Source organism: Nocardia sp. NPDC002869, assembly GCF_046764065.1.
Classification (GTDB): Bacteria; Actinomycetota; Actinomycetes; order Mycobacteriales; family Mycobacteriaceae; genus Nocardia; species Nocardia rhamnosiphila.
Window position 1 is genome coordinate 1 of record NZ_JBKOOL010000066.1, and the last position, 13,092, is coordinate 13,092.

The window sequence follows — 13,092 nt, forward strand, 5'->3', positions numbered from 1 at the left end:
GGGGCGCACCCCACACCCGTGTTGGGGGGGGCCGCGGGGGGCCGGGCGGCCGCGGCCCCCCCCCGCCGGTGCGCGCCCTCGACCGAGCCTCACCTACCGGTGTAGTTCGGCGCCTCGACGGTCATCGTGATGTCGTGCGGGTGGCTTTCCTTCAACCCCGCGGCGGTGATCTGTACGAACTGCGCTTCCTGCAGGTCGGTGATCGACTGGGCACCGGTATAACCCATGGCGGCACGCAGGCCGCCGACCAGCTGGTGGATCACCTGGTTGACCGGGCCACGGAAGGGCACCCGCCCTTCGATGCCCTCCGGGACGAGCTTGTCCTCGGCCAGGACGTCGTCCTGGAAGTAGCGGTCCTTGGAGAAGGATTTCGCCTGCCCACGACCCTGCATGGCGCCCAGCGAACCCATTCCGCGGTAGCTCTTGAACTGCTTACCGCCGACGAGGATCAGTTCGCCCGGGGATTCGGCGGTACCGGCCAGCAGCGAACCGAGCATCACGGTGGAGGCGCCCGCGGCGATGGCCTTGGCGATGTCACCGGAGAACTGGATACCGCCGTCGGCGATGACCGGGACCCCGGCGGGTTTACAGGCGGAGACGGCCTCGAGGATGGCGGTGATCTGCGGGGCGCCGACACCGGCGACCACGCGGGTGGTGCAGATGGAGCCCGGTCCGACGCCGACCTTCACCGCGTCGGCCCCCGCTTCGACCAGCGCCGCGGCCCCGGCCCGGGTGGCGATATTGCCGCCGACGACCTGGATGCGGTCACCGACCTCGGCCTTCACCTTGCTCACCATGCTGAGCACCTGTCGCTGGTGACCGTGCGCGGTATCGACCACGATGACATCGGCTCCGGCGTCGGCCAGGGTCATTGCGCGCGACCAGGCGTCGTCTCCGACACCGACCGCGGCACCCACCAGCAGGCGGCCGTCGCGGTCCTTGGTGGCGTCGGGGAACTGATCGGTCTTGACGAAGTCCTTCACGGTGATGAGCCCACGCAGCCGGCCCTCGCCGTCCACGATCGGCAGCTTCTCCACCTTGTGCCGGCGCAGCAGGCCGAGCGCGGCCTCGGCGGTGACGCCCTCCTGGGCGGTGATGAGCGGCACCTTGGTCATCACATCGGCGACGCGCCGGTTCTGGTCGACCTCGAAGCGCATATCCCGGTTGGTGATGATGCCCACCAGCGCGCCGGTCTCGTCGACCACCGGCAGGCCGGAGATCCGGAACCGGGCGCACATGGCGTCGACCTCGGCGAGGGTATCGGTGGGGCGGCAGGTCACCGGATCGGTGACCATCCCGGCTTCGGACCGTTTGACGGTTTCCACCTGGCTCGCCTGGTCGGCGACCGACAGATTGCGATGGAGAACACCCATGCCTCCGGCCCGGGCCATGGCGATGGCCATCCGGGCTTCGGTGACGGTGTCCATGGCGGAACTCACCAGCGGGGTCCGCAGGCGGACCTCCCGGGTCAGCCGGCTGGATGTCTCGACCGAGCTGGGGATCAGATCCGAAGCGGCGGGGAGCAGCAGTACATCGTCGAAGGTGAGGCCGAGCATGGCGATCTTGTTCGGATCGTCACCACCCGTATGAGGGCGGACTACGGTGCGCTCGCCCGGTACGGGATTACTCATTCGGATCGACCCCTCCTGGACGTCGGCAGGGCTAACGGGGTGCGGCGACCCGATAGCGAACTGTTACTGGGATTGGACTACGGCACCGATTCGGTTCTGACCGGTGGTGGCCGGGTGATCGGTACTCGTCGGCGCCGTGTCACCATGGTATCGGTCCGCCCGCACCAGGGATCAACTGAGGGCATCGCCGAAACTGACGGCGCGGACGGCTGGCGCAGACCACCCTGTTCTGCGTACCGTGGGGATGTGCGTGACCATCTACCACCTGGCTTGCCGCCGGATCCGTTCGCCGGAGATCCCGCCGACCCGTCCGCCGCGCTCGATGCCATCGAGCCGGGGGAACCGCTGGATCCTCACGAGCGCCTTGCGGTCGAGGAGGATCTCGCCGATCTCGCAGTCTACGAGGCGCTACTGGCGCACCGCGGTATCCGCGGGCTGGTGGTGAGCTGTGAGGATTGTCGGCAGGATCACTATCACGACTGGGACATGCTGCGCGCCAATCTGTTACAGCTCCTCGTCGACGGCACGGTCCGCCCGCACGAGCCCGCCTACGACCCGACTCCGGAAGCCTACGTCACCTGGGATTACTGTCGCGGATACGCGGACGCCTCGATGAACGAGGCATTCCACGGCGACGGGTTCGACGCCTTCGACAGCTGACTTCGGAGTAGCCGGTTCGCCCGGCTGATCGGCCGCACCAGGCGGCCGATCGATTTTTCATGGCTACGCCCGGTTCCCCGGCACTCACACCGACTGTGGCCGAACACACACCGATGGCCATCCACAATTTCCAGGTGGATGGCCATCGGTGTGTGCGGCGTTCAGTTGGTGGCGCCTCCCGGCAGCGGCAACGTGGTCGGAGCCTGCTGGGGAACCGACGGGGCCGGCACGACGGTCTGCGGCACCGGCACGGTCGACGGCTCGGCCGGGCCGGGTGTGCTGATCGTGGACGGCGGCGCCTGAGTGGATGGCTCCACCGAGTCCACACCCGGTCCGTTCGGAGTGGTGGTACCCGGAACGCCCGGGACGGTGGTGCCGTCCGGGGCCTGTGTATCCGGCGCCGGGGTGTCCGGAGTGTGGGTGTCCGGTGCCTGCGTGTCCGGCCGGTCGGTGCCGGGCCCCGGCCGAACGGGCGCCTGGATGTCCGGAGCGCTCGGCTTGTCACTGCCGCCTGGACCGCTCGGCCGATCGAACGGCAGTTCGCTGCCCGGGCCCGGAGTGGTGGTCACCGTGCTCCCGGGCCGTTCCGTGGTCCCACCGGGACGCGACGGCGGCACCGGTGCGCCCGGATCGGGCGAGGGAGCGATCTGCTCCAGCTGTGCGGCGACGTCCGGCGGTATCACCTTCCGGACCTCGTCGAACAGCTGATTCCAGCGTTCGACGAGTTCGTTGCGCTTGGTCGGGTCGTTGACCTGGGTCGTATTGGCCGAAGCCTGCTCGAGCCGTTCCCGCGCCTCGTCGGGCCTGCCCTGGTCGAGCAGTGTCTGCGCGGCGGCCAGATCGTCACCGGCGTACTGCACGACGGTGCTCTGGGCCTGTTCGCTGAACACCACCTCTTTGACGCGCCACAGCGCGTCACCGGGTTCGGCCTGATACGAGAAGGCGGAGAGCCCGCCGAATACGAGTGCCAGCGCGGCGGCGGTGGTCGCGATCGGGCGGAGCAGCCGCAAGCGGCCTCCCGATTGCGCGCCGATCCGCGCCTGCCGGGCACCGATCTCCTGGTTGACCGCCGCGACCACGGTATCGAGGTCGGGCGCGTCGGGTAGCGGCGGTGCCACGATCTCGGCCCGCCAATCCGCCAGCAATGTCGCCAGCTGGAGTTCCTCGGTGCTCTCGGTGGGGACGGGTCCGCCACGGGCGATAGCGTCGATCAGTTCGTCATCACGACGAACTGCGACGATATCCACCGGTTCGGATCCGGCACCGGAGCCCTCGGCATAGGGATCGGTGTTTCGCGATGCACGCCGCGCCCATTTGTCGCCCCGACCGCGCCCGCCATCCCTAGCCATACATTTCACCTGCCCTCGCCACTTGTGCCTTCAATTTTGCGAGCGCCCTGTGCTGGGCCACCCGGATCGCGCCCGCCGTACTGCCCACGGCGGTTGCGGTTTCTTCTGCTGACAGACCCATGACCAGGCGCAGGATCAAGATCTCTCGATGTTTCTCCGGAAGAGTGGCCAGCAGAGCGTTCATCTGCCGGCTGGTTTCCGATTCGAGAGCTCGTTGCTCCGGGCCGTGGTCGGTGGATATGACATCTGGTACTTCGGCCATCGCCTCCGCCTTGTTACGGGAGGCGTTGCGATGGGCGTCGGCAACCTTGTGCGATGCGATTCCGTATACGAAGGCCATGAACGGCCTACCCTGGTCCTGATACCTGGGTAGCGCGGTCATGACCGCTAGACAGACCTCCTGCGCGACATCGTCCGCGGAGAGTTGTCCACGCTCCGCGACACCGATCCGCGCGCGGCAATAGCGCATCACCAGCGGGCGGACCATTTCCAGTACCTGAGCTAAAGCAGACCTGTCGCCCTGCGCAGCGGCGGCGACGGCGCGGTCCAACTCTTCGCCCATGTGCGTCATCGTCAGCGGAATTCCTGGCGTTACAAAGTGGCACGGTCTGGGATGACCGGTGCTTCCGCCGGTCCAGCGGAACGGCTCCACAATAGGACACCGGCGGCGGTACGGGTCGAGACGGTGGAACTCGGGTTACCCACGCGCATCGCGAAATCGCCCGCCACGCCGGGAGATGAGGGCGCGACACGCCTCCGCGTCGGCGGCCGCCGTGTCGCGGTCGCCCGGTCCGGGCGCCAAGCCGCCGCGCAGCATGGCGCAGGCCCACCGCAGCGGAACCGACCCGGAGACACGGCATTCCTCATCGATACGGTCCGCCAGCGCGAGGGCGCGGACCGGCTGCCCGGCGGCGCTCGCGGCCGCGGCGACCAGCAATCGCGATTTGATCCGATGCCGGACCGAGGGACCTTGTTCGGCCAGCGTGAGCGCGGTCTCCGCCGCGGCCGTCGCCGGCGCGACGTGACCGTCGGCCAGCGCGGTTTCGGCGCGGACCCAGTGCAGCCGCACCCGGGTCCGCGACCGCTCCGGCGTACCGGCATCGAGCGCGCCGCATTCGGGCGCCGGGCGATCCAGCAGGGCCGCGCAGCGATCCAGCAGCCGGGTGGACAGGGCGGTCCGGCCGACGCCCCGGGCGTCGGCCGCCAGGCCGATCAGCGCGTCGGCCGCGGCGTCGACCGCATCGGGCAGGCGGCCGTAATCGCCCAGCCCGGCCGCCGCAGCTGTCGCCGGACGCGGGGACCGGGAACCCGGGCCGGGTCCACGGCCCGGGACCGGAGCCGTCGGCCAGGGCATGGCCGGAGGGGCGGCCACCGCCGGGAGGACGAGCGCCACGGCCCGGCCGTCGTACCCGGCGGCCCGCTGGTGCCAGCCGAGCTGACGTAACAGCGACCCCTGTGTCGAGGCGGCGAGTGAAAGCAACACCGGATCGGTGGTCGCCGCGGACAGGCGTCGCAGCGCGGTGTGGGCGGCGGCGTAGTGACCCGCACCACCCAGAGCGACCGCTCGCCACCATATTTCGAGGGGATCCAACGGTTCCGGCAACTCGGCAGCGGTGCGGCCCGTTCGCGCACCGAACGCGGCGTGGGCGGCCGAGCGGGAATCGGATTCGAGGCGGGTGCCGGGGGCGATCACCGACGCACTGTACCGGCCGCCGGATCCACCGCCGGGCGCAACGAGCGGGGTACCGCGGATCACCGCCGACCCAGCTATCTTTCAGCATTGATCCGAAGGGGCGGTGTTTCCATCAGGTTAATCTCCGCCCATCAATCCATGAGCGACCACGCATCGAATTCGAGGACGTTTCACTTAATTAACCCGGAGGCTCCCCACCGGCCATCTGTGATCGTATCGAGATCGGGGCACCTCAACCCACCGGGACGGTCCGCGGGGCGGAATTCGGTCCGGACCTATCGAAGGCCCCCGAACGGGCCGGGCCCACCTGCGAATACGTCGACCAGCACGGACACGTCGGAAGCGCCGACAACAGGCCAACCTCACAGTATCGCCGGGCGATTAGCGAAAGTAAACAGTCATCGAGGTTGAATTCAGCGCGCAAAAGACCCGATAAATCAGGGCGTCAAACTGTTGACGGAATTTCCTCGGTACCCCTAACGTAACTCATCGCCACGGACGGCGCCGGACGAAAACGCAACGGATGCCGACGGCAGCGGTGCACATCGGCCGACGCATGTGGCCCCGCGCGGTCGCCCGAACGCCCGGGCACCGCCGGACAGCTGTACTCATCACTCGCTCGACAATGCCGACGAGCTCGCGTCTACGAGGAGTTCCCCCATGCCCATGCCCACCCACCTTCCCGGACCGAACGCCGATGTCTGGGACTGGCAGATGCGCGGTTCCTGCCGGGGTGTGGACTCGGCGGTGTTCTTCCATCCCGACGGTGAACGCGGCAGAGCACGGGCGGCACGCGAACTGCGCGCGAAGGAGATCTGCAGGTCCTGCCCCGTGCTGATGCAGTGCCGTTCGCACGCGCTGAAGGTCAGTGAGCCCTACGGCATCTGGGGCGGAATGTCGGAAACCGAACGGGAGATGCACGCCCGGCGCAACCGGCGCCGAATGGCGGTCTGAGGGGTCGCGGGTAGCGGCTCCCTGCCGCTACCCGGCGGTGCGACACCGTGTGTTCCGCGGGGCCGCATACCCTCTCGGTTATAGCTTGCGGTTATTGTTATGGCCGATGACACAGGAAAGTATCGAGCTCTCAGCGCTCTTGCAGCGCTGCGGCCACTCGGATGCCGAGGCTTTCGCCGAACTGTATGACCGGACCCGCACCCGGGTCTTCGGTCTGGTGTTGCGTGTCCTCCAGGATTCCGGGTTCGCCGAGGAGACCACTCAAGAGGTTTACCTGCAGACTTGGCGCACGGCGGCGAGTTTCGATCCGGCGCGCGGCTCGGCGGTGACCTGGCTGATGACACTGGCCCATCGCCGCGCGGTCGACCGGGTGCGCGCCGAGCAGGCCCACACCCAGCGCGAGATCGCCTACGGCGCCCGGGTACTCGGGCACGAATACGACGAGGTCATCGAGGAGGTCGAGCGCAAACTCGACCATCAGGCCGTGGTCGTCGGGCTACGCACCCTGACCGAGACCCAGCGCGAGGCGATCTCACTCGCCTACTACGACGGCCGGACCTACGCCGAGGTGGCCCGTCACCTGGATATCGGGCTACCCACCGTCAAATCCCGTATCCGCGACGGCCTGATGAGGCTGAAGAAGAGTATGGGAGGGCCGGCCTCCCTCGGCGACCGGCGACCGGTACGAAAACGGGCCGTTCACATTCCACAGCGGACGTGAACGGCCCGTTCCGGTTCGGCGGCCGGTTCTCACCGGAGCGGCGGGAACCGGCGAACCGGATTGCGATCAGTGGGCGTGGCCGTGCCCGTGGTCGTTCTCCGCTTCGGCGGGCTTGTCCACCACGGCGCTCTCGGTGGTCAGCACCATCCGCGCCACCGATGCCGCGTTGATCACGGCCGACCGGGTCACCTTGACCGGGTCCACGACACCGTCGGTGAGCAGATCACCGTAGGTGAGGGTGGCGGCGTTGAAGCCTTCCTTGCCCTCGCCGACCTTGCTGACGACGACGGCACCGTCGAGACCGGCGTTGGTGGCGATCCAGTACAGCGGGGCCCGCAGCGCGCCGCGCAGCACCTCGGCACCGACGGCCTCGTCCCCGGACAGACCGGAGATCAGCCCGTCGAGCTTGGCGCCCGCCTGGACCAGCGCGGTACCGCCGCCCGGGACGATGCCCTCCTCGACGGCGGCCTTGGCCGCACTGACCGCGTCCTCGACTCGGTACTTGCGCTCCTTGAGCGCGGTCTCGGTGGCCGCGCCGACCTGGATCACCGCGACACCACCGGCCAATTTGGCCAGCCGCTCTTCGAGCTTCTCCCGATCCCAGTCGGAATCGGTGGCCTCGATCTCGCGGCGCAGCTGGGCGCTGCGGGCGGCGATATCGTCGCCGCTGCCCGCGCCGTCGATGATGGTGGTGGTGTCCTTGGTGACCACCACGCGCCGCGCCGAACCCAGCACCTCCAGACCCGAGTCACGCAGGTTGATGCCCAGGTCGGGGTTGACGACCGTACCCGCGGTGACCACGGCCAGATCGTCGAGGAACGCCTTGCGGCGGTCACCGAAGAACGGCGCCTTGACCGCTACGGCCTTGAGGGTCTTGCGGATCGAGTTGACGACCAGGGTGGACAGCGCCTCGCCCTCGACGTCCTCGGCGATGATCAGGACCGGCTTACCGGATTCGGCGATCTTCTCCAGCAGCGGCAGCAGATCGGGCAGCGAGCTGATCTTCTCGCGGTGCAGCAGCACCAGCGCGTCCTCCAGCACGGCTTCCTGGCTGTCGCCGTCGGTGATGAAGTACGGCGAGAGGTAGCCCTTGTCGAACTGCACGCCCTCGGTGATCACGAGTTCGGTCTGCAGGGTCGAGGATTCCTCGACGGTGACCACGCCGTCCTTGCCGACGGTGGTCAGCGCCTTGCCGACCATCTCGCCGATGACCTCGTCCCGCGAGGAGACGGTGGCGACCTGGGCGATGGCCTGTTCGCCGCTGACCGGGGTGGCCGCGGCCAGCAGGGCCTCCGACACCGCGTCCGCGGCCTTGGCCAGGCCCACGCCGATCGCGATCGGGTTGGCGCCCGCCGCGATGTTCTTCAGTCCGCCGCGCACCAGGGCCTGGGCCAGCACGGTCGCGGTGGTGGTGCCGTCACCGGCGACATCGTTGGTCTTGGTGGCGACGCTCTTGACCAGCTGGGCGCCGAGGTTCTCGAACGGATCCTCGAGATCGATATCACGCGCGATGGTGACACCGTCGTTGGTGACGGTGGGGCCGCCGAACGATTTGGCCAGCACCACATGCCGGCCCCGCGGGCCGAGAGTGACCTTGACCGCGTCGGCGAGCTTGTCGACACCGCGCTCCAGCGCCCGGCGAGCCTGCTCGTCGAACTGGATCTGCTTTGCCATATGTCTTCGCTCCTGTATCTGGTGCGCTTCGAGTTGTGGCACAAAGCACTCCGCCCCGGGTCACCGTGCGACACCGGGGCGGAACGCATGCGCGGCAGTCGATTACTTGCCGACGACAGCCAGCACGTCGCGCGCGGACAGGATCAGGTATTCCTCACCCTGGTACTTGATCTCGGTACCGCCGTACTTGCTGTAGATGACGGTGTCGCCCTCCTGGACATCCAGCGGGATGCGCTTCTCACCTTCGTCGTCCCACCGGCCGGGGCCGACGGCGACAACGGTGCCCTCCTGCGGCTTCTCCTTGGCCGTATCGGGAATGACCAGGCCGGAGGCGGTCGTCGTCTCGGCCTCGTTGGCCTGGACGAGGATCTTGTCCTCGAGCGGCTTGATGTTCACGCTCGCCACGTTGAGCCCTCCACTTTCAGGGGATAACGGTCGTCCGGAACTGTTGTCCCGGACCATCGATTCGGTCACGATGCTGACCCTGCGCAAAGCCCCGTCGTCGCGGGTGCCGGGACCGCCTGCTCAGTGGTCAAGCCTGGCACCGGGCAACAATCGGTGCCGACTAGCACTCTATACATGAGAGTGCCAGCGCTCAAGGGCAGGCGCTGCCAATGCGGGACCGATTCGAAACGATTCGGTCACGCTGTCACCAAGACGCCAACCGCCGTGCTCGCTGGTCGGCGGGTTAGGAGCCCGAAAGCCGGGTAGACCAAAGGGAAGAGGACTTCCCAATAATTCTCCGACTCTGTAACGTTCGGATAACAGATCGTGACACCATGTGTGATGGTTGTTCGCGGAACCACCGTTCACCGCAGACGACGGCGGTTTCGCGAACACCTTTCGGCGTGCCCGGACCTCACCATCCGGCACGGCCGCCGCGTCCACTCGAAGGGAGGTGAAGAGAGTATGCGCACATCGCTCGGCATCTCCGCCGGGAACGAAGTGGTGTGCTCCGCCCTGGTCACCACCGCGGCCAACGGCGCCCGCACCTTCGACTACCGGGTGGTCTCCGCGGACGCGCATTCAGATCTGGGGGATCTGGTCGCCTCCTCCATCGAGCTGATGACCACTCAGCTGCCCGCGAGCCATTCCCACGAGGCGGTTTTCGGCACCCAGCTGCCCGCGACACAGACTTCCGGGCTCGACGTGATGGCCGACCGCCCACCCACCGGTGTCGCGGTCGCCTACCGCAGCAAGGAGCAGGCGCACGCGATCCGGCTCGCCACCGGCAAACAGCGCGAACCGCAACTGGTTCCGGAGACCACCGCGGCGCTCACCTTCCTGCGCGACACCGGCCTGCTGGACCGCTACGGCACGGCGGCCGTGGTGGACCTGGGTGCCTCCGGCTGTACCGTCTCGGTGGCCGACCCGGCCGACGGCGCCGTGCTGCACACCGCGCGGTCCACCACGGTCAGCGGCCGCGCGATCGACGACCTGCTGTACCGGCATCTGGTCGATCAGCACTATGCCCGGCGCGGTACCCGGCCCAATCGCAGTGTGCTGGTGAACCGGGCCCGCACCGCCAAGGAACATCTGTCGGTGACCCAGGCCGTCACCATCGACCACATCGCGGGCAAACCGCTCAAACTCACCCGCGCCGATTTCGAATCGCTCACCGCCGGCGTGTGGCGCGAGATGGCGCGGTTCGCGTCGATGACCTTCGGCCTGGCCGATCGCGCCCCGGAAGCGGTGGTGGTGATCGGCGGCGGCGCGAACATCCCGGCGGTACTGGAGACCCTGCGCGACGAACTGGAGCTTCCGGTACTGACGGTGCCGGACCCGGACGCGGTGATCGCCAAAGGCGCTGCGCTGCTCGCCGATACCGCCCGCTCCAGCGCGCCGATCGGCGCGCTGACCCCGGACAAGTCCGGCAATACCCTGCTCAAGGCGTTCGGCACGGTGGCCGGCGCCATCGTGGTGGTGGGGCTGATCGTCGGGTACGGGGTCAACACCATGGCCCCGAGTTCCGACGAAGAGGTCTCCCCGGCCGGTACCACCAGCAGCGCTCAGCTGCCGACCACCGCCACCATCGCGCCGACGACCACCACCGTACTGCCCGGCGCCACCGAGGAGATCCCCCAGCAGCCCGTCGAGGAGCCTGCCGACGCCGGGGAGCCGAGTACGACACTCGCCGAGCCGCCGGTGACCGGCGACCCCGGCACCGGCGAGTACCAGTCGACGAACGAGATGCCGTCCACCTCGGGCGAACCGTCCACGAGTACCACCCCGAGCACCGAGCCATCTCCGCCCACCCTGCGGCCGGATCCGAACCTGCCGCATATTCCGTTCCCGGAGGGGATGAGTCCGGGCACGCCGGTCCCCCCGCCCTCGTCGGGTGAGCTACCGACGGATCAGCCGTCCACCTCGGACGTACCGCCGCCGTCCGGGTCGTTGCAAACCCAGACGACCCTGGAGGTTCCGCCTACGCAACCCCCTCGATTGCCCAATTCGGGTTCGGCGGGATAACCGTTGGCCCTGCACGGTGCCCGCGCGTCCGTGACACCACGGACCCACCGACGGCTCGGGCAACGTCGGGCACCGGGTAACGTCCGGCACGCCTCCACGCCATCCCCGGTACGGCGGCGTGCCCGTCGAGGAAGTCGACGACTTCTCGGTGCCACGGGGGCGCCGTGGTGGACGGCGGGTACGAACGCACCGAAGGCATCCGGTCGCGCTTCCTCGTCGCGGCAGCATCTTCGGCGCGGGCCGCCGGCAGGCTTCCAACACCGGCACAGCGGCGGCTCCGATTCGGTCGCGCCCGCGAGACGCGGATAGAAGGCCACGGTCCGGTCTTCCGCGAACCCGTCTTCGCCGGCCGCCGGGCAGGTCGGTGGCCGGTCAGCCCACCTGGCTGACCGATACCGGCAGCCCGGGGTCGGTGGCCACCGACAGCGGTGACGGCGCCGCGCCGCCGCCGATCACATGCGCGCCCAGCGCCGCGATCATCACGCCGTTATCGGTGCAGAGCCGGGGTTTCGGGATGCGCAGTGTCAAACCGGCCGCGGCGCACCGTTCCTCGGCCAGCGAGCGGATCCGCGTGTTGGCGGTCGCGCCGCCGCCCAGTACCAGGGTGTCCACGCCCACATCCTGCGCCGCGCGCACCGCTTTCATGGTGAGCACATCGGCGACCGACTCCTGGAACGAGGCCGCGATATCCGGAATCGGCAGCTGCTCCGGCTCGATGCCCTGACGGGCCTGCGCCTCCACGTAGCGAGCGACCGCGGTCTTCAACCCGGAGAACGAGAAGTCGTAGCGCGGGTCCCGCGGTCCGGTCATACCTCGCGGGAAGGCGATGGCCGCCGGGTCACCGGTGACCGCGGCCGCGTCCAGCGCGGGACCGCCCGGATAGCCGAGTCCCAGTAGCCGGGCGACCTTGTCGAATGCCTCGCCGGCGGCATCGTCGACCGTACTGCCCAATTCGATCAGCGGCTTCGACAGATCCTCGACGTGCAGCAGATGGGTATGACCTCCGGAGACCAGCAGTGCCACACAGGGCGGCATCGGGCCGTGTTCGAGGGTGTCCACCGCCACATGCCCGCCGAGATGGTTCAGCGCGTAGAACGGGATATCCCAGGCCGCCGCATAGGCTTTGGCGGCCGCGACACCGACCAGCAGCGCTCCCGCCAGACCGGGACCGATCGTCACCGCCAGGGCATCGGGCGCGGCGATCCCCGCCGCGGCGAGAGCGCGCCGCATGGCGGGCACGAGCGCCTCGAGATGGGCCCGCGAGGCGATCTCGGGCACCACACCGCCGAACCGGGCGTGCTCGGCCACACTGGAGGCGACCTCGTCGGCCAGGAGTTCACAGCTGCCGTCGGGACGGCGGCGCACGATGCCCACCCCGGTCTCGTCACAGGAGCTCTCGATGCCCATGACGATCACGACAGCACCCCGTCCGGTGTCCGGGCGCCGAAGACCACCGGGACGTCCTCCAGCGCCGGGCGGCGCATCGTGTACGCGTCCGCGCCGCTGGGGTGGTAGTAGTTCTTGCGCAGGCCGATGATGTGGAACCCGTGCTTGGCATACATGGAGATCGCGGCGGTGTTGTCGGTGCGCACCTCGAGGAACACCGGCCCGCCCCGCCGCCCGGCCTCGGTGAGCAGCGCCTCCAGCAGCAGCGTGCCGATACCGGCCCGGTGACAGGTCGGGTCCACTCCGATGGTGTGCACCTCGGCCTCGGGGTGCTCGGCGTCACCGAGCAGCGCGATTCCCGCGTAGCCCACCATGTTCCCGGCGTCGTCGCGAGCGGTGATGTAGCGGTTGTATCCCGCGGCCAGCTCGGAGTGGAATGCCACGGCCTGCCACGGATCGTCTTCCGGGAACAGCACCTGTTCCAGTTCCACGCAGCCCGCGATATCGGTCGGCTCCATGGGTTCGATACGAATTCCCGTGGTACGAACTCCCATT

General features: G+C 68.7%; 12 protein-coding genes. 4 read left to right on the forward strand and 8 right to left on the reverse strand.

The window, feature by feature from the left end:
* Nucleotides 1-89 precede the first annotated feature (89 nt).
* Nucleotides 90-1,631 carry an IMP dehydrogenase gene (guaB, locus tag ACLML9_RS14450; RefSeq protein WP_411946006.1) on the reverse strand — a complete coding sequence of 514 codons (1,542 nt, stop codon included), beginning with the start codon at nt 1,629-1,631 and terminating at the stop codon, nt 90-92.
* Between the two features lie 246 nt (nt 1,632-1,877).
* Between guaB and ACLML9_RS14455 the strand changes: the two genes are divergently transcribed.
* Nucleotides 1,878-2,291 (forward strand): DUF5319 domain-containing protein, encoded by a 414-nt coding sequence (locus ACLML9_RS14455; RefSeq protein WP_030522220.1) that lies wholly within the window; start codon nt 1,878-1,880, stop codon nt 2,289-2,291.
* Between the two features lie 161 nt (nt 2,292-2,452).
* On the opposite strand, the gene ACLML9_RS14460 is transcribed toward ACLML9_RS14455, so the two are convergent.
* The 3 genes from ACLML9_RS14460 to ACLML9_RS14470 form a co-directional block, all read right to left on the reverse strand.
* Nucleotides 2,453-3,538 (reverse strand): anti-sigma-D factor RsdA, encoded by a 1,086-nt coding sequence (locus tag ACLML9_RS14460; protein ID WP_411946007.1) that lies wholly within the window; start codon nt 3,536-3,538, stop codon nt 2,453-2,455.
* 94 nt (nt 3,539-3,632) lie between these two features.
* A complete protein-coding gene (locus ACLML9_RS14465) occupies nt 3,633-4,211 on the reverse strand; it encodes a sigma-70 family RNA polymerase sigma factor (protein ID WP_063128200.1) in 579 nt (192 codons plus the stop codon).
* A 126-nt stretch (nt 4,212-4,337) separates the two neighbouring features.
* Nucleotides 4,338-5,333: a hypothetical protein gene (locus ACLML9_RS14470; protein ID WP_411946008.1), complete on the reverse strand. Its 996-nt coding sequence runs from the start codon at nt 5,331-5,333 to the stop codon at nt 4,338-4,340.
* Between the two features lie 660 nt (nt 5,334-5,993).
* On the opposite strand from ACLML9_RS14470, the gene ACLML9_RS14475 reads away from it, so the two are divergent.
* Together ACLML9_RS14475 and sigK are read left to right on the forward strand one after the other, a co-directional pair.
* Nucleotides 5,994-6,287, forward strand: a complete 294-nt coding sequence (locus tag ACLML9_RS14475) for a WhiB family transcriptional regulator (protein WP_030522224.1) — start codon at nt 5,994-5,996, stop codon at nt 6,285-6,287.
* Nucleotides 6,288-6,393: 106 nt separating this feature from the next.
* Entirely contained in the window at nt 6,394-7,008 is a 615-nt protein-coding gene (gene sigK, locus ACLML9_RS14480; RefSeq protein ID WP_411946009.1) for an ECF RNA polymerase sigma factor SigK, read from the forward strand.
* Nucleotides 7,009-7,074: 66 nt separating this feature from the next.
* Here the strand turns inward: sigK and groL are convergent, their stop codons facing one another.
* Nucleotides 7,075-8,682, reverse strand: coding sequence for a chaperonin GroEL (groL, locus tag ACLML9_RS14485; RefSeq protein ID WP_411946010.1), 1,608 nt, complete (start codon nt 8,680-8,682; stop codon nt 7,075-7,077).
* Nucleotides 8,683-8,784: 102 nt separating this feature from the next.
* Entirely contained in the window at nt 8,785-9,087 is a 303-nt protein-coding gene (gene groES / locus ACLML9_RS14490) for a co-chaperone GroES (protein WP_030522227.1), read from the reverse strand.
* Nucleotides 9,088-9,591: 504 nt separating this feature from the next.
* Here groES and ACLML9_RS14495 point away from each other — a divergent pair.
* Nucleotides 9,592-11,151 (forward strand): Hsp70 family protein, encoded by a 1,560-nt coding sequence (locus ACLML9_RS14495; protein WP_411946011.1) that lies wholly within the window; start codon nt 9,592-9,594, stop codon nt 11,149-11,151.
* Between the two features lie 372 nt (nt 11,152-11,523).
* On the opposite strand, the gene tsaD is transcribed toward ACLML9_RS14495, so the two are convergent.
* Nucleotides 11,524-12,567, reverse strand: coding sequence for a tRNA (adenosine(37)-N6)-threonylcarbamoyltransferase complex transferase subunit TsaD (tsaD, locus tag ACLML9_RS14500; RefSeq protein WP_411946012.1), 1,044 nt, complete (start codon nt 12,565-12,567; stop codon nt 11,524-11,526).
* Nucleotides 12,564-13,091 (reverse strand): ribosomal protein S18-alanine N-acetyltransferase, encoded by a 528-nt coding sequence (rimI, locus tag ACLML9_RS14505; protein ID WP_411946013.1) that lies wholly within the window; start codon nt 13,089-13,091, stop codon nt 12,564-12,566. The genes tsaD and rimI overlap by 4 nt, the downstream gene beginning before the upstream one ends.
* Nucleotide 13,092 lies beyond the last annotated feature (1 nt).